This is a genomic window from Mesorhizobium sp. M0048, from assembly GCF_040323405.1.
Taxonomy (GTDB): Bacteria; Pseudomonadota; Alphaproteobacteria; order Rhizobiales; family Rhizobiaceae; genus Mesorhizobium.
The window spans coordinates 24,217-48,599 of record NZ_JAMYUV010000002.1 but is presented as its reverse complement, the minus strand read 5'-3'; the positions used below and the strand labels follow the sequence as shown (position 1 = coordinate 48,599).

At 63.5% G+C, this 24,383-nt stretch carries 21 protein-coding genes; 18 read left to right on the top strand and 3 right to left on the bottom strand.

Going from position 1 to position 24,383, the window contains the following annotated elements; genetic code table 11:
• Positions 1-19 precede the first annotated feature (19 nt).
• The 9 genes from NKJ84_RS02440 to NKJ84_RS02400 all read left to right on the top strand — a co-directional run bounded on the left by NKJ84_RS02440 (position 20) and on the right by NKJ84_RS02400 (position 10,424).
• Positions 20-1,663, top strand: coding sequence for an ABC transporter substrate-binding protein (locus tag NKJ84_RS02440; protein ID WP_352505194.1), 1,644 nt, complete (start codon positions 20-22; stop codon positions 1,661-1,663).
• The gene (locus NKJ84_RS02435; RefSeq protein WP_352505193.1) at positions 1,653-2,597 is read left to right on the top strand and encodes an acetamidase/formamidase family protein; all 945 of its coding nucleotides are present in this window, start codon (positions 1,653-1,655) and stop codon (positions 2,595-2,597) included. Before NKJ84_RS02440 ends, NKJ84_RS02435 begins: the two co-directional genes overlap by 11 nt.
• A complete protein-coding gene (locus NKJ84_RS02430) occupies positions 2,594-4,390 on the top strand; it encodes an ABC transporter ATP-binding protein (protein ID WP_352505192.1) in 1,797 nt (598 codons plus the stop codon). Before NKJ84_RS02435 ends, NKJ84_RS02430 begins: the two co-directional genes overlap by 4 nt.
• A gap of 192 nt (positions 4,391-4,582) precedes the next feature.
• Positions 4,583-5,467, top strand: coding sequence for a dihydrodipicolinate synthase family protein (locus NKJ84_RS02425; protein WP_352505191.1), 885 nt, complete (start codon positions 4,583-4,585; stop codon positions 5,465-5,467).
• Positions 5,468-5,506: 39 nt separating this feature from the next.
• On the top strand, positions 5,507-6,166 hold the full coding sequence (locus NKJ84_RS02420; RefSeq protein WP_352505190.1) for a GntR family transcriptional regulator: 660 nt from the start codon (positions 5,507-5,509) through the stop codon (positions 6,164-6,166).
• A 62-nt stretch (positions 6,167-6,228) separates the two neighbouring features.
• Positions 6,229-7,566, top strand: a complete 1,338-nt coding sequence (locus tag NKJ84_RS02415; RefSeq protein ID WP_352476697.1) for an ABC transporter substrate-binding protein — start codon at positions 6,229-6,231, stop codon at positions 7,564-7,566.
• Between the two features lie 35 nt (positions 7,567-7,601).
• Complete coding sequence (locus NKJ84_RS02410) at positions 7,602-8,504, top strand: carbohydrate ABC transporter permease (RefSeq protein ID WP_352505451.1); 903 nt, start codon at positions 7,602-7,604, stop codon at positions 8,502-8,504.
• A complete protein-coding gene (locus tag NKJ84_RS02405; protein WP_352505189.1) occupies positions 8,505-9,326 on the top strand; it encodes a carbohydrate ABC transporter permease in 822 nt (273 codons plus the stop codon).
• A gap of 39 nt (positions 9,327-9,365) precedes the next feature.
• Positions 9,366-10,424, top strand: coding sequence for an ABC transporter ATP-binding protein (locus tag NKJ84_RS02400; protein WP_352505188.1), 1,059 nt, complete (start codon positions 9,366-9,368; stop codon positions 10,422-10,424).
• Positions 10,425-10,454: 30 nt separating this feature from the next.
• Here the strand turns inward: NKJ84_RS02400 and NKJ84_RS02395 are convergent, their stop codons facing one another.
• Entirely contained in the window at positions 10,455-11,528 is a 1,074-nt protein-coding gene (locus NKJ84_RS02395; RefSeq protein WP_502896024.1) for a Gfo/Idh/MocA family protein, read from the bottom strand.
• Positions 11,529-11,588: 60 nt separating this feature from the next.
• Positions 11,589-12,284 carry a GntR family transcriptional regulator gene (locus NKJ84_RS02390; protein ID WP_352505186.1) on the bottom strand — a complete coding sequence of 232 codons (696 nt, stop codon included), beginning with the start codon at positions 12,282-12,284 and terminating at the stop codon, positions 11,589-11,591.
• 190 nt (positions 12,285-12,474) lie between these two features.
• Here NKJ84_RS02390 and NKJ84_RS02385 point away from each other — a divergent pair, with 190 nt between their 5' ends.
• A complete protein-coding gene (locus tag NKJ84_RS02385; RefSeq protein ID WP_352505185.1) occupies positions 12,475-13,632 on the top strand; it encodes an LLM class flavin-dependent oxidoreductase in 1,158 nt (385 codons plus the stop codon).
• An 11-nt stretch (positions 13,633-13,643) separates the two neighbouring features.
• On the top strand, positions 13,644-14,114 hold the full coding sequence (locus NKJ84_RS02380; protein WP_352505184.1) for a flavin reductase family protein: 471 nt from the start codon (positions 13,644-13,646) through the stop codon (positions 14,112-14,114).
• Here NKJ84_RS02380 and NKJ84_RS02375 read toward each other — a convergent pair.
• Positions 14,099-15,178, bottom strand: coding sequence for a LacI family DNA-binding transcriptional regulator (locus tag NKJ84_RS02375; protein WP_352505183.1), 1,080 nt, complete (start codon positions 15,176-15,178; stop codon positions 14,099-14,101). The genes NKJ84_RS02380 and NKJ84_RS02375 overlap by 16 nt on opposite strands.
• A 99-nt stretch (positions 15,179-15,277) precedes the next feature.
• Here NKJ84_RS02375 and bglB point away from each other — a divergent pair, with 99 nt between their 5' ends.
• The 7 genes from bglB to NKJ84_RS02340 all read left to right on the top strand — a co-directional run bounded on the left by bglB (position 15,278) and on the right by NKJ84_RS02340 (position 24,244).
• Complete coding sequence (gene bglB, locus NKJ84_RS02370) at positions 15,278-16,378, top strand: beta-galactosidase BglB (RefSeq protein WP_352505182.1); 1,101 nt, start codon at positions 15,278-15,280, stop codon at positions 16,376-16,378.
• On the top strand, positions 16,378-17,208 hold the full coding sequence (gene kduI / locus NKJ84_RS02365; protein ID WP_352505181.1) for a 5-dehydro-4-deoxy-D-glucuronate isomerase: 831 nt from the start codon (positions 16,378-16,380) through the stop codon (positions 17,206-17,208). Before bglB ends, kduI begins: the two co-directional genes overlap by 1 nt.
• Positions 17,205-19,724, top strand: a complete 2,520-nt coding sequence (locus NKJ84_RS02360) for a hypothetical protein (protein WP_352505180.1) — start codon at positions 17,205-17,207, stop codon at positions 19,722-19,724. Before kduI ends, NKJ84_RS02360 begins: the two co-directional genes overlap by 4 nt.
• Positions 19,725-19,811: 87 nt before the next feature.
• Complete coding sequence (locus tag NKJ84_RS02355; RefSeq protein ID WP_352505179.1) at positions 19,812-21,080, top strand: ABC transporter substrate-binding protein; 1,269 nt, start codon at positions 19,812-19,814, stop codon at positions 21,078-21,080.
• A complete protein-coding gene (locus NKJ84_RS02350; protein WP_502896023.1) occupies positions 21,077-22,099 on the top strand; it encodes a carbohydrate ABC transporter permease in 1,023 nt (340 codons plus the stop codon). The genes NKJ84_RS02355 and NKJ84_RS02350 overlap by 4 nt, the downstream gene beginning before the upstream one ends.
• Entirely contained in the window at positions 22,096-23,148 is a 1,053-nt protein-coding gene (locus NKJ84_RS02345; protein WP_352505178.1) for a carbohydrate ABC transporter permease, read from the top strand. The genes NKJ84_RS02350 and NKJ84_RS02345 overlap by 4 nt, the downstream gene beginning before the upstream one ends.
• Positions 23,149-23,155: 7 nt before the next feature.
• Positions 23,156-24,244 (top strand): ABC transporter ATP-binding protein, encoded by a 1,089-nt coding sequence (locus tag NKJ84_RS02340; RefSeq protein ID WP_352505177.1) that lies wholly within the window; start codon positions 23,156-23,158, stop codon positions 24,242-24,244.
• Positions 24,245-24,383: the final 139 nt, after the last annotated feature.

The following is a 24,383-nucleotide window of genomic DNA, read 5'->3' as shown; positions in this document are numbered from 1 at the left end:
CAGAGAAAGGGAACATGACATGAGAAGATATCTGATATCCACCGTGGCAGCATCGGCGCTTGCGCTGGTGCTTGGCATGACGAGCGTACGCGCCGAAGACATTGTCGATCCGAATGCCAAGCAGGGCGGCGCGATCACCATCACCTACAAGGACGACGTCGCCACGCTCGATCCGGCCATCGGCTATGACTGGCAGAACTGGTCGATGATCAAGAGCCTGTTCGACGGGCTGATGGACTACGAGCCGGGCACCACCAACCTGCGGCCCGACCTTGCCGAGAGCTACGAGATTGCGCCTGATGGCAAGACCTTCACCTTCAAGCTGCGCCATGGAGTGAAATTCCACAACGGCCGCGAGATGACCGCCGACGACGTGAAATATTCGCTCGACCGGGTCACCAATCCAAAAACACAGAGCCCGGGTGCCGGCTTCTTCGGCTCGATCAAAGGCTATGACGATGTCGCTGCCGGCAAGGCGGAAAGCCTGGCCGGCATAACCGTCGTCGATCCCTACACGATCAAGTTCGAGCTGACCCGGCCCGACGCCACCTTCCTGCATGTCATGGCGATCAACTTCTCGCACGTCGTGCCGAAGGAAGAGGTCGAAAAATACGGCGCGGATTTCGGCAAGCATCCGGTCGGAACCGGCGCTTTCAAGCTCGCCGAATGGACGCTCGGCCAGCGCGTGGTCTTCGAGCGCAACCCGGATTACTGGCACAAAGGTCTGCCGCATCTCGACAAGATCACCTTTGAGATCGGCCAGGAGCCGATCGTGGCGCTGCTGCGGCTGCAGAAAGGCGAGATCGACGTTCCCGGCGACGGCATTCCCCCGGCGAAATTCCAGGAGGTGATGGCCGATCCCGAGCAGAAGGCCCGTGTCGTCGAGGGCGGCCAGTTGCACACCGGCTATATCACCATGAATACCACCATGGCGCCCTTCGACAATGTGAAGGTACGGGAGGCGGTCAACATGGCGATCAACAAGGACCGCATCGTCCAGCTGATCAACAACCGTGCGGTGCCGGCCAATCAGCCGTTGCCGCCGTCGATGCCTGGCTACGACAAGGAATTCAAGGGCTATCCCTATGACGTGAGCAAGGCCAAGGCTTTGCTTGCCGAGGCCGGGCATCCCGACGGATTTGACACGCAGTTGTTTGCCATGAACACCGATCCCAACCCGCGCATCGCGCAGGCCATTCAGCAGGATCTGGCGGCGGTCGGCATCAAGGCCAGTATCCAGTCGCTAGCGCAGGCCAACGTCATCGCCGCCGGCGGCGACAAGGCCGGTGCGCCGATGATCTGGTCCGGCGGCATGGCCTGGATCGCCGACTTTCCCGATCCGTCGAACTTCTACGGCCCGATCCTCGGCTGCGCTGGTGCCGTCCCGGGCGGCTGGAACTGGTCGTGGTATTGCAACAAGGACCTCGACGCCAAGGCAGCCGAAGCCGACTCCATCGTCGACCCGGCCAAGGCTGGCGAGCGCGCCAAGATGTGGAGTGAGATCTACGGCAAGATCATGGAAGACGCGCCCTGGGCACCGGTTTTCAACGAGCAGCGTTTCACCATGAAATCAGCCCGCATGGGTGGCGCCGACAACCTCTATGTCGACCCGGTCCACATCCCGATCAACTACGACAATGTGTATGTGACCGATGTGCAATAGCTGCGACTACACCATCCATGGGCGCCACCATCATTTCGGCTGGGACAATTCCTTTGTCCCGGCCGAACGAGTGGCGCCAGGGTCGACGATCGAGTTCCAGTGCCTGGACTCGTCCGGCGGGCAGCTGACGATGGAGAGCACCGTCGACGACGTTGCTGTGCTCGATTTTGCCAAGGTGAACCCGGTCACTGGGCCGATCTATGTCGACGGGGCGGAGCCGGGCGACGCCCTGAAAATCACTATCGAGGCGTTCAAGCCGTCCGGCTTCGGGTGGACGGCAAATATCCCGGGATTCGGTTTGTTGGCGGATGACTTCACTCAACCGGCACTGAATATCTGGAAGTACGACGCCGCCTCGCTCGAGCCGGCGCTGTTCGGCAAGAGCGGCCGGGTGCCGCTCAAGCCCTTCGCCGGCACCATCGGCAATGCCCCGGCTGAGCCGGGTCTGCATTCGGTGGTCCCGCCGCGGCGCGTGGGCGGCAATCTGGACATACGCGATCTCGCTGCCGGCACGGTGCTCTACCTGCCCGTAGAGGTCGCGGGAGCGTTGTTCTCGGTCGGCGACACGCACGCCGCGCAAGGCGACGGCGAGGTCTGCGGCACGGCAATCGAGAGCCCCATGAATGCCGTGCTGACGCTCGATCTGGTCAAGGATGCCCGGCTGCGGACGCCGCGTTTCACAACGCCCGGTCCGGTGTCGCGGCATCTCGACGCCAAGGGCTATGAGGTGACAACCGGTATCGGGCCGGATCTGATGGATGGCGCCAGGAGCGCCGTCTCCCACATGATCGACCTGCTCTCCGGCCGCTACGGCATGGATCCGGTAGATGCCTATATGCTCGTCTCGGTTTGCGGTGACCTGCGCATCAGCGAGATCGTCGACATGCCCAACTGGGTGGTTTCGTTCTACTTCCCCCGCTGCGTCTTTGAATGAACGTGGAGGACATCAAACGATCCGGGCAGGCCGCCGCAAAGAGTGGCTCCATTAGGCCGGTACTCAGCGTCTCAGGTCTGAGCGTCGCCGTGCGTGGCGAGGAGGGCGAGCGCGACGTCGTTTCCGACCTGACATTCGGCCTGATGCGCGGCGAAACGCTTTGCATCGCCGGCGAGTCCGGTTCCGGCAAGTCGATGACGGCGCTGGCCATCATGGGCTTGCTGCCGCAGCCGGCGGCACGCATCAGATCAGGCTCCATCCGGCTCGGCGATCAGGATCTCGCGGCTCTCAGCGAGAGCGGCATGCGCCGCATCCGCGGCAACCGTATTGCAATGATCTTTCAGGAACCGATGACATCGCTCAATCCGGTTCTGTCCATCGGCCGTCAGCTCACGGAGGCGATCGAGGCACACACCTCGCTGCCGCGCTCCGACTCGCGGCTGAGGGCGCTCGAGGCGCTGAAGGCAGTCCGAATTCCGGATGCCGGACGGCGGCTCGAGCACTATCCGCACGAACTCTCAGGCGGCATGCGTCAGCGCGTGATGATTGCCATGGCTCTGGCCCTGAACCCGGATGTGCTGATCGCCGATGAGCCGACGACCGCCCTCGACGTCACGGTTCAGGGCGAGGTGCTGGAGCTGCTGCGCGACCTGCAGCGCGAGCACGGCACCAGTGTTATCCTGATCACGCACGACATGGGCGTCGTCGCCGAGATGGCGGACCGCGTCATTGTCATGCGCGACGGCCGGATGGTCGAGCAGGGCAGGGCGGCTGACATCTTCAATCGCCCGCAGGCCGACTATACGCGCGAGCTTCTGGCCGCCGTGCCGCGTATCGGCGGCGGACGGATGGCCGAAGACCGACAAGATGCCGCCAACATGCCGGCCGAGCTTGTACATGTCGGCGATCTTCACGTCCGCTTCGACCTGCGTGGCGGCTTCTTCGGCCGCGTTGACCGCAGGGTGCACGCGGTCGAAGGCGTCAGTTTCTCGATCGCGCCGCACGAAACCCTGTCGCTGGTCGGCGAATCGGGCTGCGGCAAGTCGACGACGGCCAAGGCGATCGCCGGGCTGGTGCCCTACATCGGCAGCATTTCAATCGGCGGCCAGGACTTGTCGGCACTCAGCCGAAAGGAGCGCAAGGCTGTCCGCCGCAATGTGCAGATGATCTTTCAGGATCCCTTCGCGTCCCTCGACCCGCGTATGCGAGTAGGCGATCTCGTCGCCGAGCCTCTGCTGATCCACGGCCTTGGCGACAGAGAGCAACGGCGTGCCCAGATCGCCGCCCTATTCGAACGCGTCGGCCTCTCCGCTGACCAGATGGAGCGCTATCCCCACGAATTCTCCGGCGGGCAGCGCCAGCGAATCTGTATTGCAAGGGCGCTGGCGCTGCGACCGAAGCTGATCATTGCCGACGAGAGCGTCTCTGCTCTCGACGTGTCGGTGCAAGCGCGCGTGTTAAGATTGCTGAAGGAACTGCAGCGCGAATTTGGCGTCGCATATCTCTTCATCTCGCACGACATGGCGGTGGTAGAAAACATCTCGGATCGCGTGGCGGTAATGTATCTGGGGCAGATCGTCGAGATGGGCACCCGCGACCAGATCTTCTCCAACCCGTGCCATCCTTACACAAAGCGGCTGATCGAAGCCGTTCCGGTTCCCGATCCAGGCCGCCGGCGCGCCCGGTTCGCCCGCTTGGACAGCGAAATTCCAAGCGCTGTGCGGCGCATCGGTGACGAGCCCCGGAAGCTCAAGCTTGAAGATGTTGGCGACGGCCACCTCGTCGCCACTTGAGCGAGCTTAGGCTACCTCGTCCAGCCAATCCGCAGAGGCTCGGGGACAGCAGCCTATGTGATGCTCAGACGCGGGAAATGATCGGCGATGGCGTTGCCGCGGCAGCGCCAGTCGGCGATGCCGATCGCCAGTTTACATCTGACATGTTAGTGTGCTAACACTACGTGCACATTGATTTCAACGGAGTTCGTATTGGCTTTCCACTTTGGTCTTTCGGTTGCCCTAACCACACCCTTCGACCCGTCGGGGCAGATAGCGCTCGCGCCGATGATCGCGCATGCCCGAGCCTGCCTTGGCGCCGGCTGCAGCAGTGTGACGCTGTTCGGCACCACCGGCGAAGGTGCCTCGGTCGGCACCGACGAGCGGCGGATCGTGATCGAGGCCATGCTGGCGGCCGGTATTCCGGCACATCAGCTCGTTACCGGCGTGCTGGTCGATGCAGCCGAAGATGCCGCCGATCAGGCCCGGCACGCTTTGCAGCGCGGCGTTCGCAACATTCTGCTGGCTCCGCCGAGCTACTTCAAGAATGTCGGCGAGGACGGGCTGTTCGGATGGTTTTCCGCCGTCTTCGCCGCACTCGGTCCGCTGGCGCGCGACGTGCTCCTCTATAACATCCCCTCAGTCACCATGGTGCCGCTCCCGCTTGGGCTGATCGGCCGGCTGCGCACCGCTTTTCCCGCCGCGGTGGCCGGGGTGAAGGATTCCGGTGGGGACTGGAGCTACAGTGAGGCGCTGCTTGAAGCGCACGGCGATCTGGTGATCCTCATCGGCGACGAACGGCATCTGGCGAGAAGCGTGCGCCGCGGCGGACAGGGTGCGATTTCCGGCATGGCTAATTTTGTTACCGGCGAAATCCGCGCAATGGTCGAAGAGGGCCGCGACGACTCACGCGTCGAGGACTTCGTGCTCGAATTGCTCAAATACCCAGTCACGCCGGCGGTGAAGGTTATGGTCGCGCGCAAGATCGGCGACGAGCGCTGGCTGGCGGTTCGCCCGCCCCTGGAGGCGATCGGCCCGCAAGGACAGCGGCAGCTTGCTGCTGCATACGACAGGCTGTTTGCGACAGAGGCGGCCTGACCGACAAGGCCGGGCTGACCGACAAGGAAGCGAGCTGAAGTGGAAGACGGCAGCGAACCGATTACTCTCCGGGAGAAAGCCTATGCCAGCTTCACGCGGCATTTGCTGGCCCGTGATCTGCGGCCGGGGCAGTTCGTGTCACAGCGCGAACTGGTCGCTTTCACCGGACTGCCGCTGGGTGCCATTCGCGAGATCGTCCCGCGTCTCGAGGCTGAGGGACTGCTGACCACCATCCCGCAGCGCGGCATGCAGATCGCGCATATCGACATCAATCTGATCCGCGAGGCGTTTCAGTTTCGGTTGTTCATGGAACGCGAGGCAGTGGCGCTATTCACGGCCAGCGCTTCTGATGCCGAACTTGCCCGCATGCGGCGCGAACATGAGGAGATGCTGGCTCAAGCTCTGGGACAGGCGCCGACGCCGGAAATGGAAGCCAAGGCCCAGAACATCGACTGGGCCATGCACGACACCTTCATCAATGCGCTCGGCAACGAGATTATCGCCAAGGCCTACCTGGTCAACTCGGTGAAAATCCGGCTGATCCACCAGGAGCGTTTCCGCATCGACGGACGTGTGGTGCCGGTGATGCGCGAACATTTGGCGGTCATCGAAGCCATGGAGAGCCGCAATCCGCAAAAGGCGGTTGAAGCGATCAGTCTGCATATCGACAATGCGCGCCGGCTGGCGCTCCAGATCTGAGGAAATATAGCCGCGCTGCGGGTTCGCGGCGCATCCACAACGACAGCAACCGGGAGGAAGAAATGTCGTCCAATCTGTTCAACCCAACCAGGAGGCAACTCCTTGCCGGAACCGCAGCGCTAACCGCTGCCGGCCTTGTGGGGCTTCGCCCCGGCTTTGCCGCAGGCGTCGACTGGAAACGCTTTGCCGGGACGACGCTTGACGTCAATCTGGTGAAAAGCCCGCGCAGCGACACCATCCTGAAATATCTTGCCGAGTTCGAGGAACTGACCGGCATCAAGGTCAATGCCGAGGCAACGCCCGAGCAGCAGCAGCGCCAGAAGACGGTGATCGAGTTGAGCTCGGGCAAGCCGAGCTTCGATGTCGTGCATCTGAGCTACCACGTGCAGAAGCGCCAGTTCGAGAAGGGCGGCTGGCTGGCCGACATCGCCGGCTATCTCGCCGACCCGTCGCTCACCGATCCGGCGCTGGTCGAAAGCGACTTCGCCGAAGCCGGCATGCTGTTTGCCAAGGACGGCCAGGGCGTGCTGCGCTCGCTACCCTTCTCGGTGGACTACTGGATCCTCTACTGGAACAAGGAGCTGTTCGAGGCCAAGGGCCTCAAATACCCCGAGACCTTCGAGCAACTGGTGGCCGCCGCCGAAGCGCTGACCGACCCCTCGACCAATACATACGGCTTCGTCGCCCGCGGGCTCAAGAACGCAAACACGCCGGTGTGGACGTCGCTGATGCTCGGCTACGACATGACGCCGCTCGATGACAAGGGCAAGCTGCGCACCGAGGCTCCCGAGGCGGTCGAGGCTGCCAAGCTCTATCAAAGATTGATGACCAAGTCCGCCCCTCCGGGCGTCACGGGGTTCAATTGGGCCGAAGCACAGTCTGCCTTCCTGCAGGGAAAGATCGGCATGTGGTTCGACGGTGTGGGTTTTGCCCCGCCGATGGAAAACCCGGAAAAGTCGAGGGTAGTCGGTAAGGTCGGTTATGGCGTCATGCCCAAGGGTCCCAAGGCGCATGCCTCGGGCACCTTCGGCGACGGGATTGGCGTTACCGCCGCCAGCGAGAAGAAGGAAGCTGCCTATCTGTTCTGCCAGTGGGCGGTATCGCCAGCCATGGGCGCGCGGCTGTTGCAGGCCGGCGCTGGCGTTCCGTTCCGCAAATCAGTGCTGGAGGATCCCAAGGTGCGCGAAGGCGTAACCATGCCGGCAAGCTGGCTCGATGCCGTGGTCGGCTCGGGCAATATCAGCCGGCTGGCGCTGCCGGTCATCATCCCCGTCACCGAATTCCGCGACATCTATGGCGTGGCGCTGACCAACATGATTGCCGGCGCCGATCCCGCCGCGGAGCTGAAGAAGGCCACCGAGCAGTTCCAGCCGGTTCTCGACAGGAGCGAGCAGGGCTGATGTCGGCCACCACCCCAGAACAGACCGGGGTGACGATGCCGGTTATCGACGGGAGCCAGACCATCCGGCTGGCTCCCAACTACTGGCCTTTCGTTGTCCCCGCACTCGTCGTCGTCGGCGCCGTCATCGTCTTCCCCTGGGCTTTCACCCTGTGGATGAGCGTCAACCGCTGGACGCTCGGCCAATCGCGGAGCTTTGCCGGGATGGAAAACTATCTCCGCCTGGCAAGCGACCCACGTTTCTGGGAATCCCTTGTTCATACGTTGACCTACACCTTCCTCTCGGTTGCAGCGCCGATGCTGCTGGGCACTCTGGCCGCCCTGATTTTCGACGCCAGGTTTCCGCTGCGCGGCTTGCTGCGCGGCGTCTTCGTCATGCCGATGATGGCGACACCCGTTGCCGTGGCACTGGTTTGGACAATGATGTTCCATCCTCAGCTTGGCGTGCTCAACTACCTGCTGTCGCTGGTCGGCATCCCGGCTCAGGAATGGATATTCAACGCCAACACGGTCATCCCGTCGCTGGTTGCGGTCGAGACCTGGCAGTGGACGCCGCTGGTCATGCTGATCGTGCTTGGCGGGCTGGCCTCGGTGCCGCGCGAGCCCTTCGAAAGCGCCGAGATCGACGGCGCGAATGCCTGGCAGCAATTCCGCTATCTCACTCTGCCGATGATCGCGCCGTTCCTGATGATCGCGGTCATCATCCGCACCATCGATGCGTTGAAGAGCTTCGATATCATCTACGCGATGACTCAGGGCGGGCCGGGCACGGCGTCGGAGACCATCAACATCTATCTCTACAACACCGCCTTCTCCTACTACGATATCGGCTACGGCTCGGCCATGGCCGTGGTGTTCTTCGTTGTCATCGTGGCCCTGTCTTTTGCCCTGCTGATGCTGCGCCAACGCTCGCAGTGGATCGACACGGAGGGCAAATAGATGAGTTCACGGCTGCTCAACCAGATCGGTCTGTTTTTCGCTGCCCTGGTTTTCGTCTCGCCGGCGATCCTGTTCTTCCTCTGGATGATCTCGTTGTCGCTGAAATTCGAAATCGATAACGGTGCCTATCCGCCGATCCTGATCCCCGAACGTTTCGCCTGGTCGAACTATGTGAAAGTGTTCGAGGAGAACAATTTCCTGCTGTATCTCTGGAATTCGGTTCTGGTCACCGGCACGGCGACCTTGCTGGCGCTGTTGATCGGCGTACCGGCCGGCTATGGCATCGCACGGCTCAAGGCTGAACGATCGGCGGTCCTCATCATGATAGCCCGCATGACGCCCGGACTATCCTATCTTATCCCGCTGTTTCTGCTGTTCCAATGGATCGGGATCCTCGGCACGCTCTGGCCGCAGATCATCATCCATCTGGTGGTGACGGTGCCGATTGTGGTCTGGGTGATGATCGGCTATTTCGAGACCACGCCGATGGAACTGGAGGAGGCGGCCAACATCGACGGCGCCAGCTCCTGGCAGGTTTTCCGGCTGGTTGCCCTTCCCATCGCCAAGCCGGGCATCGTCGTCGCCTTCATCCTGTCCGTTATCTTCTCGTGGAACAATTTCGTCTTCGGCGTAGTGCTCGCCAGCCGTGAGACGCGCACACTCCCGGTCGCCGTCTACAACATGCTGTCCTACGAGCAGGTCAGCTGGGGGCCGCTCGCCGCGGCGGCGCTGGTGGTGACGCTGCCGGTGCTGATCCTGACCATGTTCGCGCAAAGGCAGATCGTCGCGGGGCTGACCGCCGGCGCCGTCAAGGGCGGCTGAGGGCGCGTCCCGACATCACTCTTTTCCAGGAAAGATCCAATGGCATCGGTAACAATCAACAACGTGCAGAAGGCCTTCGGGGCCACCAAGATCATTCACGACGTCAGCGTCGACATCGCCGACGGCGAATTCGTCATCCTGGTCGGTCCGTCGGGATGCGGAAAATCGACGCTGCTGCGCATGATCGCAGGCCTTGAAACGATCTCCGGCGGAAAGATCGCCATCGGCGAACGTATGGTCAACAATCTGCGCGCGCGGGACCGGAACATAGCCATGGTGTTCCAGAATTATGCGCTCTATCCGCATATGACTGTTGCCGACAATATGGGCTTTGCCCTCAAGATCAAGAAAGCCGATCCGGCCGACACCGCTGGCCGGGTCCGGAAAGCAGCCGGCATTCTTGGCCTGGAAAAGTTGCTTGACCGCTATCCGCGCCAGCTTTCTGGCGGCCAGCGCCAGCGCGTCGCCATGGGCCGCGCGATCGTACGCGACCCACAGGTCTTCCTGTTCGACGAGCCGCTCTCCAACCTCGATGCCAAATTGCGCGTCCAGATGCGCGGCGAGATCAAGGCCCTGCACCAGCGGCTGGGTACCACGACGATCTATGTCACGCACGACCAGATCGAGGCCATGACCATGGCCGACAAGATCGTCGTGCTGCATGACGGCCTGGTCGAGCAGATCGGCGCGCCGCTGGACCTCTACGACCATCCGGCCAACCTCTTCGTTGCCGGTTTCATAGGCTCGCCCGCCATGAACTTCATTGCCGGCCGCATCGAGGAGGGTGTGTTCCGCAGCGCCGGCGGGTTGATCCTGCCGTTGCCGGAAGGCGCCCAGCCGGCGGATGCCGCAGGACGCGAACTCGTCTACGGCATTCGACCGGAACATATCCGGGCGACCGGGCAGGGCGTGCCGGGCACGATCACGCTTCTCGAGGCGACCGGCTCGGAAATCTTCGCCAGGGTCGACTGCTCCGGTGAAGAAATCTCCTGCCTCTTCCGAGAAAGGCTTGCGCTCAAGCAAGGCGAAGGGGTGCGGATCGAAATCGACCGCGCATGTGCGCATCTGTTCGACGCAGCAACCGGTCGGCGCATCTGACCCGATGGTTTGGTGAATGCGTGGTTGGCCTTAGGTCGGCAATGCGAATTCACCGGCGAGTTCGATGGCGCGGCCTTCGCGGGCCGATCTCTCGGCGGCGAGGCCCATGACGACGGCCCACCAGCCGTCTTGCAAGGTCACTTCCACTTTGCCTTGTCCGCGCACGGCAGCGGTGAAGCAAGCGTGCTCGAAAAAGGTCGAACCGTTATGGTCGCCTGCCTCGAGCAGCCAGGGGTCGACGGGAATCTCCAGCAGTCGTGGTCCAGGCGGATTGCGCGGGCTGACGATCAACTGGGGCACTGGCGCAGGGCCAAGGTGGGTCGGCCAGAAACGGCCTGGTCCGGGCACCAGACATTCGATCTTTCCCCCGCCGCCGACAGCGCAGAGTTCCTCCTGGTAGCGGCTGCCCTCGGCAAACATGCACAGTTCCAGCATGGCGCGCGCGCCGCTCGCGAAATCAACCAGCACATACCCATGGTCAAGGATATCCGGCCTCTCACCGCCATAGCGTTCGTCGAGATGGTTTACGGCCTGTCCAGCGCTCGCCATCACGCGGACGGGGTCGGACCCGAGGATCAGCCGCATCAGGTCGAAGAAGTGGCAGCACTTCTCGACGAACGTGCCGCCGGTGTTGCGGTTGAAGCGGTTCCAGTCGCCGACTTTGGCCAGAAACGGGAAGCGGTGCTCGCGGACCGTCAGCATGCGGATGCCGCCGGTGGCATGGCGCGCCTGCTCGACGAATGCGGCGACGGGCGGCATATAGCGGTATTCCATGGCCACCCAGACGAGCGGAAGCCGTGCTTTCAACACCGCGATTCGCCCCTCGTCGGCGGCCGCGGTGAAGAGCGGCTTTTCCACCAGCACCGGCAGTGGTCGAAGTGCGGCGATCTCCTCCATCTGACTGAGGTGATGGTGGTTGGGGCTGGCAATCAAGATGCAGTCCACCTCGTCCATCGCCAGCAGCTCGGCGATCGATGCCGCCGATCGCGCGCCCGACGCCGTCGTCAGCGACGCCGCCAACATGCCGGGGTCCGGCTCGAAGATCGCGGCCACATGCGCGTCGGGCAACAGAGCGATGTTGCGGATATGCTCGCGGCCCATCATGCCGCAGCCGATGATGCCGTAGCCGATCGATGATCTGGTCACGCTGCGTCTTGCTCCGGCCTATCTGAAACGTGTGACGTACCGCGCCGCGCCCGGATCGAACCAGCTGCGGGAATATTCTGCGCTGGCGCCATCGCCAGCCCAGGCGATACGTTCTATGAAACCCACGACCGTCCCCGGCGGTGGCCTGAACTCGAGCGGGGCCCAGTCCGGCACAGGCGCGACGGCGACATGGTCTTCGGCGCGAACGATCGAAAAGCCGAGCGCGAGCCGGTAGTGGAGATAGAGGGATTCGGACAGGTCCTCGCGCTTGAGCCTCTCGGCGCGGCTGACATCGAGCCAGATCTCTTCGACCGCGGCCGGCTCGCCGTCGAGCCGCCGCAGCCGGCGTATACGATGGGCTTCGCCGGCGCTGCCGAATTGCGGCAGGTCGGCTGGTTTGGGCAGTCGCTCGACGGATAGCACGTCGGCGCTCGGCAGGCCGCCGCCACCGATACGCTCCAGGCGAAAGAAAGCATAGATCCCGAGCAAGTCGCCGCGCGCCCGCACATAGTTACCCGAGCCCTGGATGCGGTCGAGAAGGCCCTTTTCGGTCAAATCTGCCAGCGCCCGCCTGAGCGTGCCGACGGCAATCCCGAGGCTCGCGGCCATCGCGCGCTCGGGCGGCAGCCGCGCCCCGTCGGCCAGCCGTCCGGCCGCGATTTCGCGGATCAGCATTTCGCTGGTCTGCAAGTGCACAGGCAGGGGGCCGCGCATCTGGCTGGATCGGTGGCCGGGGTCCGCCCTTGTCAAATGCATCCGGTGTTCCAATCGCATCCTGGTTTAGGGCTTGGCTCCAAAATTGATACAGTATTGATCTACACCAAAACGAATGCTACGCAAGCCCTATTCGCAGCTCCGGAGGTCATTGAAGAGTGGCCCGGACGTCTTTTTCTGAAGAGTGGCAATGAGCATCGTCCCAATCACCTCGCCGGATCTCGATGCAGCCGAAGTCTCGTGGTTCGCCGCACTCTGCTCGGACGACTATTACTATCTCGGCGTTCCGGACGACGCGCTGCGCTCGAGCTGGGCGCATTGCTCCGAGATCGTGAAGACGTCCGAGGAACTCGGTTTCCGCAACATCTTGTGTCCGTCGTCCTATCAGGTCGGCCAGGACACGCTGAGCTTCGTTGCCGGCTGTGCGCCGGTCACCTCGACGATCAATCTGCTTGCCGCTGTACGTTGCGGCGAGATGCAGCCGATCATGCTGGCGCGCACGATTGCGACGCTGGATCACATGCTGGAAGGCCGGCTGACGGTAAACATCATTTCGTCGGACTTTCCGGGCGAGGCGGCCGACAGCGCCTACCGCTATCAGCGTTCCCGCGAGGTGGTGCAGATACTGCGCCAGGCCTGGACCAGGGACAGCATCGATTTCGAGGGCGAGGTCTATCGTTTCAAGGGGCTCTCGACGGCACCGGCGAAGCCCTATCAGCAAAATGGCGGTCCGCTGCTCTATTTCGGCGGTTATTCGCCCGACGCACTCGAGCTTTGCGCCGAACAGTGCGACGTCTACCTGATGTGGCCTGAAACCAGGGTGGAACTTGCCGGCCGCATGAAAGCCGTCCACGAACGCGCCGAGCGCCATGGGCGGACGCTCGACTACGGGCTGCGCGTCCACATGATCGTGCGCGACACCGAGGCCGAGGCAAAGGAATATGCCCGGGAGCTGGTTTCGAAGCTGGACGACGAGCAGGGCAGGGCGATCCGCGAGCGCGCGCTCGACGCCCGATCGCTCGGCGTATCGCACCAGGCCAGGAACCGCCAGATCGCCGACGCCGAAGGCTATGTCGAGCCGCATCTGTGGACGGGCGTCGGGCGAGCGCGCTCTGGCTGCGGCGCGGCGCTGGTGGGCTCGACCGATCAGGTTCTGTCGGAAATCGAGGCGTATATGAAGATGGGGATCCGCGCCTTCATCTTTTCCGGCTACCCGCATCTCGACGAGGCGCGCCATTTCGGCACCAAGGTGCTGCCCCAGCTCAAGACATGCTCGCTCCCCCACGCCTATGGCCGGGTGCCGGACCGGATTCCAGCGACACCACTGGGAACGGGGGAGCGCCGCTGATGGAGCATGTCGTGTGCGATCGACGCCTTTTGCGCAATGCCTTCGGGCGTTTCGCCACCGGCGTCACGGTCGTCACCACCGGCACGGCCGACGGCCCGGTCGCAATCACTGCCAACAGCTTCTCATCCGTGTCGCTCGACCCGCCGATGGTGCTCTGGTCAATCGGCCGCCACTCGCGCCGGTTCGAAGCCTTCGCCAATTCCGCGCACTACGCCATTCACGTGCTGGCGGAAGATCAAATCGATCTGTGCTGGCGTTTTTCGAAGTCGGGCACGGACTTTGCCGATCTTGACCTGTCGTGGAGCGAGCACGGCGTGCCATTGCTGCCGCGCGCACTGGCGCGGTTCGAATGCAGCATCGCCGACCGCTTTCCGGCTGGCGACCATATGATCCTGCTTGGACGTGTCCTTGAACTGGAGACGCAAGAGGGTTTGCCGCTGCTCTTTGCTGGCGGCAAGTCGCGCGCTCAAGAGACCAGTTGATGACCGCCGGCGACGCTCCGGGCTGGTGCCGTCGACTGGCGCACCACGAGATTGCAGGCAAGCTCGACGCGGCGCGGCGGCGACCCCGAATGGGCCATGTCGTCGAGCAGCAGGCTAAGTGCTGCCGATCCGATCTCGCGCATGGGAATGTGCATCGCCGTCAGCGGCGGGTTGCAGAAGGCAGCGAGCGGCAAGTCGTCCATACCGACCACGGACACATCGCCAGGCACCGAATATCCGGCCTCCTGGACGCCGGCGATGGCACCAAACGCCAGGCTGTCGCCGGCCGTCAGCACGGCGCTGAAATCGAGGCCGCGGGCCGCGATGCGCTCGGTCACGGCTCTGCTCGCAAGTTCCGGCAGCCAGTCCTGCACCTCGACCACGAAGTCGTCGAACCCGGCAATGCCGGCCGTGATCAGCGCGTCGCGCCAACCTTCATAGCGCCGCTCGATTGTGCGCCGGCCACGCCGCATCAGGAACAGGATGCGGCGGTGGCCGAGGCCGATCAGATGCTGCGCGGCAAGCATGGCGGCAGAGCGATTGCAGGGCGTCACGCTCGAATGGCGCATCGAGGGATCGTCGCCGTTGACGAGCACGATCGGCTTGGCGAAGCCGGCTGTCAGCGTCAGCACATCGTCATCGTCCAGCGTCAGAAACAGGCAACCGGCGACGCTGTCGTCGCGCTCGGATTCACGCAGCAGCGCGATTTCGTCCTCGGGCGCCGAAACTGGCCGGGTCACCAGTTCGACGCCCAGCAACCGGGCGCGCTCGTTGAGTCCATCAAGGACATGGTAGGTGAACTGATTGCGGGCACTGTCCACCATTGCCACGCTGCTTGCGGCCAGGATGACCTTGCGGCCGGCAACCGAGGCGGGAATGGCGTAGTTCATCGACTTCGCTATTTCGATGATCCTGGTGCGAAGCTCATCCCTCACGCCGCCGACGCCGCTCAGCGCACGGGAGGCGGTGCTGACCGACACGCCGCAACGCGCCGCGATCTCCTCAAGTCGAATGCGGCGGCTGGGGCGGCCGCGCTTGCCCTGGATATTCATCCGCTTCGTCATCTCCGGCAAAGTCATCCGATTAATGCAAAAAATTTTCAGATTGCGCAAGAAAAATAGCTGTGAAACAGTTCTGATGAAGCGGGAGAAACGGGAGGAGTGATGCCGCTATCGGCCGAACGCCTGAATTCCGCGCTTGCCAGCCTCGTGGCGGGCATGACCGGCTTGCGTCATGACGGGCGCTTCCATGAGCCGAATCTCGACGGCACGCCGGGCGACTATGTCAGCTTCGATAGCTGGGAATGGCCGCAAGGCGTCGGGCTCTACGGGCTGGTTCGGCTGTGGACGCAGACCGGCGACGATCGGCTGCTGCAGACGATCGAGGCCTGGTATGACCGACGCATCGCTGCCGGTCTCCCGGCGATGAACGTCAACACCACCGCGCCCCTTTTGGCGCTAAGCGAATTGTGGCGGCGCCGGCGCCAGCCGCGCTTCGAGCCGGTGCTGCGCGAATGGGCCGAGCAGATAGTCACCGCCTTGCCGCGGACACCCGAAGGCGGTTTCCAGCATGATGTTTCGGACCGGGTCAACGACGACGAATTGTGGGACGACACGCTGTTCATGGTGGCGCTGTTCCTCGCATCGTATGGCCAGGCTGCCGGCGAGCGTCGCTTCGTCGAGGAAGCAGAAAGGCAATTCCTGGTTCACGCCCGTTATCTCGCTGACCCGGCATCAGGGCTGTGGTTTCACGGCTGGACGTTCGCGGGACGGCACAATTTCGCCCGTGCGCGTTGGGCGAGAGGCAATGCCTGGATTACCGTCGGTATCCTCGACCTGGTGGAGTTCGCCGAAATTGCGCCTTCGGTTCGGGCCTATCTGCTCGGCGTGCTGGAGACGCAGATCAACGCCCTGCTCGAGGTGCAGGCGGGTTCGGGCGCCTGGCACACTCTGCTCGACGACCCGACGTCTTACGAGGAGATTTCCGCCACGGCCGGCTTCGGCTACGGCTTGATGAAAGCCGCGCGGCTCGGAATCGGCTCGACAGAGTGCCGTGCCGCCGGGCTCCGCGCCTTGGAAGCCGTGGTGGCGAACATCGATGACAAAGGTGTGGTTGCGAACGTGTCCTATGGCACACGCATGGGCGCCGACCTGCAGTTCTATCGCGATATACCCATCCATCCGACGGGCTACGGGCAGGCGCTGGCCATTCTGTGCCTGACCGAAGGCGCGCGGCATCTGCAGTCGAAGGTGGAGGCGGCGTGATGCGGACGCTCTATGGCGCGTCGCCGGCCGATATTGCCGGCATGGACACGGACCGGCTGAGGGCCGAGTTCCTCGTCGACGGCTTGTTCCGGCCTGGCGCGATCGAATTCGTCTACACCCATGTCGACCGCATGATCGTCGGTGGCGCGGTGCCGCTGGCCAACCGGCTGGCATTCGGCAACCGGGCCGAAGTCGGCACCCCGCTCTTCTTTGACGCGCGCGAGATGGGCATCGCCAATCTCGGCGGCAATGGCGCGGTCGCGGTGGACGGCCGGCGCTTTCACGTGGCTAACCGCGACATCGTCTATGTCGGACGCGGAGCGCGTGAGGTGACGCTGGAGAGCGACGATCCGGAGAGGCCGGCACGCTTCTACATGAACTCGGTTCCGGCCGGCGCTGATATTGCGCATCGGCTTATCGTCAGCAGCGAAGCCAAGCCGCTTGTGCTCGGCGAGGAGGCCCGTGCGAACAGGCGCACGCTGCGTATGTACATCCATCCCGAAGTGGCCCCGTCCTGCCTCTTGCTGATGGGGATCACCGACCTCGCGCCGGGCAGTGTGTGGAACACCATGCCGCCGCATCTGCATGAGCGGCGCATGGAAGCTTATTGCTATTTCGACCTCGCCGAGGCCGACCGTGTCATCCATCTGATGGGCCGGCCAGACAAGACGCGCCACCTGATGGTCGCTGACGGCGACGTCGTCCTGTCGCCTGCCTGGTCTATCCATATGGGTGCCGGCACCGGCCCCTATGCTTTCGTCTGGGGCATGACCGGCGAGAACCAGGCCTATACCGATGTCGATCCAGTTGCCGTGAAGGATTTGCGATGAGCGAGGCCGCGCAAGGCGTTCGGACGGACTTTACGCTGCGCCGGCCGCTCACGGCGGGGCAGCCTATCGTCTATTGGCGGCTCGGGTCCATCGCCGGGCAGCGCTACGACGTGGCCGACCAGCCCATGCAAGGCGAGATGGATCCCTTCTTCTTCCTGACCAAGCACAAGAATTTCATTCCGCATGAATATCCGTGCCGTACGCAGTTCGCAGCGGAACGCCGCGGCAAGCGACCACAGGTCAGCGCCGAATTCGGCGCCGAGCGCACCTGGCTGCCCTTCGCCTCACCACGCATCGACCTGTCGGGCTTCTGGTTTCGGCCCACGGTGCTTGGAACCTGGGCCGAGACCACCATCGAGGCGGCCTCGACTGGCGAGGCGCTGGTGCGGCTGCGCACATGCGGCGGCGCCATACTCTTTGCCAACGGTGGGGAAGCCGGCTGGATGGCGCCCTACGGCCGCAATCTGGAAAGTGCCGCGCATTTCAAGATCGCGCTGAAGGCCGGCCGTAACGACATTCGCGTGTGGTTCGACGATCTCGCCGAGCGCGACGCCCGCTACTATTTCCAGCTCGACTATCTATCCGGTCCGGCTGCTTCGGTGGCACTGCCGATCGAAGTCGAGAGCGGCGTTGCCGATGCGATGGAAGCAGCCCTCGACGACATGCATTTCGAGCGTCCCGCCTATGACGGCGGCGAGGTGGCGCTCGTCACCGGCGTGGCCCTGTCGCGCGAGGCGCAAGTCGAGGTCGAGATCGAAGGCGATTTCATGTCGATCGAGGCGCCGGTGCGCTTCGCCTTCGATCTGCCGGCGGGCCAGGCGCGGCTGCCGATCGCCGATACCGAGCAGCTGCCGGCCGACTTTCGCCATTTCAAGGTGACGCTGAAGGTCGCCGACCATGCCGTATCGCGTGTCTTCGGCGTCGAGATATGCCACGCGCGCCGTCAGGGCGATGCGCCAGAAACGCTTGCCGCGCGTATAGATGAAGCCCTGCGCGAGGTCGCCGGTCACGCCGAGGCCGACACCGTGCGCGCTCTGGCGCGCCTGGCGATCGGACAGCAGGGCGCCGAGACCGACGCCATGATCGCCGGCACGCTGCCGGCGATCGAGGATTGTCACGATTGCGCCGACTTCATCCTGGTGCCGCTGCTGTGGTGCCGCACGGCCTATGGCGATCGGCTGGAAGCGAGCCTGCGTGCGCGCGTCGACAACGCCATCCTCGGCTATCGCTACTGGATGGACGAGCCCGGCAATGATGTACAGTGGTACTTCTCCGAGAACCACGCGCTGCTCTTCCACACCGCCGCCTATATTGCTGGGGGTCTGTTGCCTGATATGCGGTTCGTGCGGTCGGGCCGCCTTGGCCGCGAACAGTCCGCGGTTGGAGCCGCGCGTGTACGCGCCTGGCTCGACCATTTCGAGGCATGGGAGATGGCCGAGTTCAACTCGGCGCCTTATTTCCCGATCGACCTCAAGGGCCTGTGCGCGCTCTACGCGCTGGCCCCGGACAAGGACATCGCCGAACGTGCCGGCAAGGCAATCATACGCCTGCTTGAAATCGTCGCGCGCTCGGCGCATCGCGGCATCCTCACCGGGGCGCAGGGCCGCTCCTATGAGCACACGCTGCGCGCCGCGCGTTCCCTGGAATTATCCGGCATCTGCCGCATGCTATGGGGCAAGGGCAATTACGGCATGCGCTTTCACGCGCTGCCGCAGCTGGCACTCTGCCTGCGGGATCACGATTTGAGCGTTCCCGATGGGTTGGCTGCAATTGCTTCCCTCACCGACGATACGGCGTGGGAATGGACTTTCGCGCAGGGACAAGACCGCTTCGCGCGGCTCTACCACTACAAGACGCGCAACCATGCGATGGGCAGCGCCGCTGGCTACCGCTGGAACCAATGGGGTTATCAGGAGACCGTCATTCACGCCCGGCTGGGCAAGAACCCGGATGCGCAGATCTGGATCAACCACCCCGGCGAAGTGCTGCAGTCGGGATATGGCAGACCATCATATTGGGGCGGCTCAGGCACTTTGCCCCGGCTTCACCAATACCGCGACCTCGCAATAGTCAGCTTCTCCTGCTCGGATGAACAGCCCGACTTTACACACGCCTGGTTCCCCGCAAAAGCCTTCGATGCCGTGCAAGTGGGTGGCGATCGGGCGTTCGCGCAATCTGGCGACGCCTTCGTTATGCTGAAGACGGATGTTCCGCTCACGCAGGTCGTGGCCGGCCCGACCGCCGGCAACGAGTTGCGGGCGCCGGGACGCAGGACGACATGGATCGTCCGCCTCGGTGATCGGAATGCCAATCTGCCGGCGCTCGACGCCTGGGCGGGCGCCTTTGCCGGCCTGTCTGTGCGGTCGGGTCCCGACGGCGAGTTGACCGTCGAGGATCCGGAGTACGGCACGGTGCATTTCCTGGCCGACGCAAGGATCGTGGCTGAGGGACGCACACTCGATCCGGCCAATTGGATCGTGCGCGGTGAGGCGATGCGCATGAAGCAAGGAGGATAGGGAGGAAATCGGCTGCGACGCTCAAGAGGAGAGGGCGTGGCCGCTTGAACCATCGGGGCGCCGCCCCGCTAAAGGAGGAGACGAAGCATGAATAAGACCCGCACTTTGCTGGCCGCGCTATCGGTCAGTCTGCTCGCATCGACCAGCGCGTTTGCCGGCGACGTGCGCATCATGTGGTATTCGGACGGCGTCGAGGGCGATGTCATCCAGGACATTCTGAACCGCTTCTTGAAGGACAATCCCGACATCCACGTCACGCTCGACAACGTCGCCTACAAGGTGATCCAGGAGCAGCTGCCCATCCAGCTCGAAGCCGGCCAGGGGCCGGACATCGCCCGCGTCACGAACATCAAGGAGCTTGCCCAGCACTGGCTCGATCTCAGGCCACTGGTGGCCGATCCGAAATATTGGGAGGCCAATTTCGCTGACACGCTGGACTGGATGCGCCCCGATGGCTCCAACGCCATCCCGGGTTTCATGACCCAGCTCACGCTCACTGGCGGCTTCGCCAACAAGACGCTGTTCGAACAGGCCGGCGTGCCGCTGCCCGGTGACAAAGCGACCTGGGACGACTGGATCGCCGCCGCCGCCGAGGTGGCGAAGAGCCAGCAGCTTCCGGCTGCCTTCGCCATCGACCGTTCCGGTCACCGCATTTCGGGTCCGAATGTCTCCTTCGGAGCGAACTATATCGGCCCCGATGGCATGCCGGCGAAAGTGGACGACGGCACCAAGGCGTTCGTCGGCAAGCTCGTCGACTGGACCGCCAAGGGCCTGATGCTGAAGGATACCTGGGTGTCGGCGGCAGGCTCGACCTATCGCGCGGCCGCCGACGACTTCATCAACGCCCAGATCCCGTTCTACTATTCGGGCAGCTGGCAGGTCGCCAATCTGTCGACCAAGATCGGCGATAGTTTCGACTGGGTGGCAACCGGCTCGCCCTGCGGTACCGCAGGATGTTCGGGCGTGAAGGGCGGCGCGGCGCTGGTTGCCATCAAATACACCAAGAATCCCAAGGACGTCGCCAAGGTCATGGATTATCTGGCCCGTGAAGACGTGGTGAAAGAATTCAGCGAGCGCACGCTGTTTCTGCCCGCGCACAAGGGCGTCGTAGACAAGGGCGGGCTGAAATGGGTCTCGGCCGACAAGAACGTCGGTCCGGCGCTCGACAAGTTCGTCAAGGCGGCGGGTGAAACCCTGCCGGCGGCCGATGCGCTGCCGCCGTGGAAGTGGGCCAACGCTTACTTCGCCGCGCTGGTGACGCGCGTCAGCCAAGTGATGGCCGGCGAACTCAGCCTCGACGATGCCTGGGGCAGAATCGACCAGGATATCGCCGACAAGGTTGCCGAGGCGAAGTGACCGCCGCCGCGACACTAAAGGCATGGACTGGCGCCGCGCTCGCGGCGCCAGTCGTCTGGCTGGCATCGATCGTCAACGTGCCGCTGAAGTTCTGGCAGCGCGCGACGGGCACCGGTGGCATGGCCGCGTTCTTCCTCGCGCCAAACATGGCGATCTTCGGCATTTTCGTCCTGGTGCCGATGATCATCAACTTCTTCTATTCGGCCACGTCGGGAACGGCCTACTTCCTGCAGGACCGAACCTATGTGGGGCTCGAGCAATACCGCCGCCTGCTCGATTGCGGCAACTACCTGGACACTGCCACTTGCCACGAGGATCTCTTCTGGAAGGCCGTGCACAATACGGGCCTGTTCGTCGTCGTGCAGGTGGCGCTGATGACGGCCGTGTCGATGGCGACAGCGCTGATCCTCAACCGCGAGATCGTCGGGCGCAGCTTCTGGCGCGCGGTGTTCTTCTTTCCGGTGCTGCTGTCGCCTGTCGTCACCGGCCTGATCTGGCGTTGGATCCTGCAGCGCCAAGGCCTGCTCAACCTGATCGTCCATGATCTGGGCGGCGAGCCGCACAACTGGCTGACGGACCGTTTCTGGGCTTTCACCGCCGCCGTCAGCGTTTCGGTCTGGGCACATATGGGCTTTTACACGCTCATCCTGCTTGCCGGATTGCAGGCGATCCCGCGCGACCTTTACGAAGCGGCCGAGATGGACGGCACGAAGCCGGCGCGGGTGTTCTGGCGCATCACGCTGCCGCTGCTGATGCCGAATCTGCTTGTCGTCATCGTACTGACGCTGATCCGCGCCGTGCAGATCTTCGACGAAGTCTATGTGCTGACGGGTGGAGGGCCGGGAACCTCGACCCTCTATATCACGCAGTACATCTATGAGATCGGCTTCGCCTCCCTGTTGCGCAATCCGGGGCTGGCTTCGGCGGCTTCGATCCTGATGGGGTTGGTGCTGGTCGTGCTCACCTTGGTTCAGCTGCAGGTCGGACGCCGGGGTGAGCGGAAAGGAGCCCGCGAATGAGCCGGGTCGTGACATTCCTGACCCGCCGGCGCGGCGGTCGCGGCTGGCACTGGACGGATATCGTGAGCTGGCTGTGGCTGCTCGGCGGTGTTGTCATCATGTTCGGCCCGGCCGTCTGGCTGGTGGGTTCGTCATTCAAGACGCCGGCACAGCTCGCCGAGTTCCCGCCGACCATAATGCCTTATGTCAGCCAACAGGCGACGGTCGAAGGCTACGACAAGCCGCTGGCCCTATACAGGGTGAAGTTGCCGGATGGTTCGACCAAGGTGCTGGCCGAGGTGCGGCGCATCGGCATCATGGCGCAGATGGTGGACCCGCAGGCGCCGAACGATGTCGTCAAGATCAACATCGCCGACCGGCAGCCGGTGCGCGAAATCGGCTTCGCGACGGAGAACTACACCGAGCCCTTCGTCCATTTCGACTTCCTGCGCTATCTGCGCAATTCGATTTTTGTGACGGCAATGGCGACGCTGATCACGCTGCTCACCAATTCGATGGCCGCCTTCGCCTTGTCGAAATACAAGTTCCGCGGTCGCGATCTGACGATGCTTGTTATCGTCGGTACGCTGATGGTGCCGCTGTCGGTCATCCTGGTGCCGCTCTATTCGGTGGTGGGCGCCGTTGGGCTGCTCGATTCGCTGTGGGGCGTGATCTTGCCGACCGTGGCGACGCCAACCGGCGTCTTCCTGCTGCGCCAATACATGCTGACCATCCCCGACGAGCTGCTCGATGCGGCGCGCATGGACAACGCTTCCGAATGGCAGATCTACTGGCGCATCGTGTTGCCGCTTGCAGCACCGGCGCTCGCCGTGCTGGCGATCTTCTCGGTCGTCTGGCGCTGGAACGACTTTCTGTGGCCGCTGGTGGTGCTGTCGCGCAAGGAACTCTACACACTCCAGGTCGGCCTCAATACCTATGCCGGCCAGCTAAACGTGCAGTGGCACTACATCCTGGCGATGACCGTGGTGACGATGATCCCCGTCGTCCTCGTCTTCGTCTTCCTGCAGCGTTACATCACTTCCGGCATTGCCGGCACCGGGCTGAAGTGAGGATGTCATGGGACGGATAACGCTGACCAACATCGATCGCGCTTACGGCAAGATGAAGATCTTGCACGGCATCAACCTCGACGTCGGTGACGGCGAGATGCTGGTCCTCGTCGGCCCGTCGGGTTGCGGCAAGTCCACGTTGCTGCGGCTGATTGCCGGGCTCGATCGACCGACCGACGGCAAGATCGAGATCGACGGGGTCGACGTCACCAACGTTTCGGCCGCACAGCGCGGTCTGGCAATGGTGTTTCAGTCTTACGCGCTCTACCCGCACATGAGCGTGCGCCAGAACCTCGCCTTCGGCCTCGAAAACATCCGTATGCCCAAAGCCGAGATCGACGCGCGGATCACGGAAGCGACGCGCATGCTGGAAATCGCTCCCTATCTCGACCGCCGGCCCGGTCAACTGTCGGGCGGCCAGAAGCAGCGCGTGGCGATCGGCCGTGCGGTGGTGCGCAATCCGACCGCCTTTCTACTCGATGAACCGCTGTCCAACCTCGATGCCGAACTGCGCATCACCATGCGCGCTGAACTGGCGGGCCTGCACCGGCGGCTGGCAACCACGATGATCTACGTCACCCATGACCAGATCGAGGCGATGACGCTGGCGGACCGCATCGTGGTCATGCGCTCGGGGCGGATCGAACAGGTCGGCCGGCCGCTCGATCTCTACAACGCGCCGGCCAACCTGTTCGTCGCCGGCTTCATCGGCGCGCCGCGGATGAACCTGCTGCCGGTGAAGGTGCGTTCGGCAAGCGGCGCCGAGGTGCGTGTCGAAGGTCCAGGCGGGCTCTCAGCCTCGATCCCGGCCGATGGGGTCGCGCTGAAACCGGGAGACGACGCGACGCTTGGCATCCGGCCACACGACATCCAACTTTCGAATGGCAGCAAGGGATCGGTGGAAGCGCGGGTAACGCTGGCCGAGGCGTTGGGACCGGAAACCGTTGTCCACGCCACCATTGCCGGCGACAGCAAACTGATCGCCGTTCTCAAGCAGCAGGGCGTTGAAACGCAAGGGCCGCCGATCAACCTCGCTCTGCCGCCGGAGCGCATGCATCTCTTCGATGCCGCCGGGCTGCGCGTTCCACCGCGTTAGCCTCACGCAAGGCCATCGTTAGGGGCCTCGTAGCGGCGATATCTCCGCGCAATACATGGATTTCCATGAGATGCAGCCGAGGCATGGCGGAACTAGATTTAGGCGGTGAGTTCGCCTGTCCAGATATTGAAAACAAGTG

Excerpts from the sequence above, each read along its gene's own strand:
- NKJ84_RS02440 (WP_352505194.1), top strand. The coding sequence starts at position 20 with ATGAGAAGATATCTGATATCCACCGTGGCAGCATCGGCGCTTGCGCTG.
- NKJ84_RS02435 (WP_352505193.1), top strand. The coding sequence starts at position 1,653 with ATGTGCAATAGCTGCGACTACACCATCCATGGGCGCCACCATCATTTC.
- NKJ84_RS02430 (WP_352505192.1), top strand. The coding sequence starts at position 2,594 with ATGAACGTGGAGGACATCAAACGATCCGGGCAGGCCGCCGCAAAGAGT.
- NKJ84_RS02415 (WP_352476697.1), top strand. The coding sequence starts at position 6,229 with ATGTCGTCCAATCTGTTCAACCCAACCAGGAGGCAACTCCTTGCCGGA.
- NKJ84_RS02410 (WP_352505451.1), top strand. The coding sequence starts at position 7,602 with ATGCCGGTTATCGACGGGAGCCAGACCATCCGGCTGGCTCCCAACTAC.
- NKJ84_RS02405 (WP_352505189.1), top strand. The coding sequence starts at position 8,505 with ATGAGTTCACGGCTGCTCAACCAGATCGGTCTGTTTTTCGCTGCCCTG.
- NKJ84_RS02400 (WP_352505188.1), top strand. The coding sequence starts at position 9,366 with ATGGCATCGGTAACAATCAACAACGTGCAGAAGGCCTTCGGGGCCACC.
- NKJ84_RS02395 (WP_502896024.1), bottom strand. The coding sequence starts at position 11,528 with ATGATGGGCCGCGAGCATATCCGCAACATCGCTCTGTTGCCCGACGCG.
- NKJ84_RS02390 (WP_352505186.1), bottom strand. The coding sequence starts at position 12,284 with ATGCGCGGCCCCCTGCCTGTGCACTTGCAGACCAGCGAAATGCTGATC.
- NKJ84_RS02385 (WP_352505185.1), top strand. The coding sequence starts at position 12,475 with ATGAGCATCGTCCCAATCACCTCGCCGGATCTCGATGCAGCCGAAGTC.
- NKJ84_RS02375 (WP_352505183.1), bottom strand. The coding sequence starts at position 15,178 with ATGACGAAGCGGATGAATATCCAGGGCAAGCGCGGCCGCCCCAGCCGC.
- bglB (WP_352505182.1), top strand. The coding sequence starts at position 15,278 with ATGCCGCTATCGGCCGAACGCCTGAATTCCGCGCTTGCCAGCCTCGTG.
- kduI (WP_352505181.1), top strand. The coding sequence starts at position 16,378 with ATGCGGACGCTCTATGGCGCGTCGCCGGCCGATATTGCCGGCATGGAC.
- NKJ84_RS02360 (WP_352505180.1), top strand. The coding sequence starts at position 17,205 with ATGAGCGAGGCCGCGCAAGGCGTTCGGACGGACTTTACGCTGCGCCGG.
- NKJ84_RS02355 (WP_352505179.1), top strand. The coding sequence starts at position 19,812 with ATGAATAAGACCCGCACTTTGCTGGCCGCGCTATCGGTCAGTCTGCTC.
- NKJ84_RS02345 (WP_352505178.1), top strand. The coding sequence starts at position 22,096 with ATGAGCCGGGTCGTGACATTCCTGACCCGCCGGCGCGGCGGTCGCGGC.
- NKJ84_RS02340 (WP_352505177.1), top strand. The coding sequence starts at position 23,156 with ATGGGACGGATAACGCTGACCAACATCGATCGCGCTTACGGCAAGATG.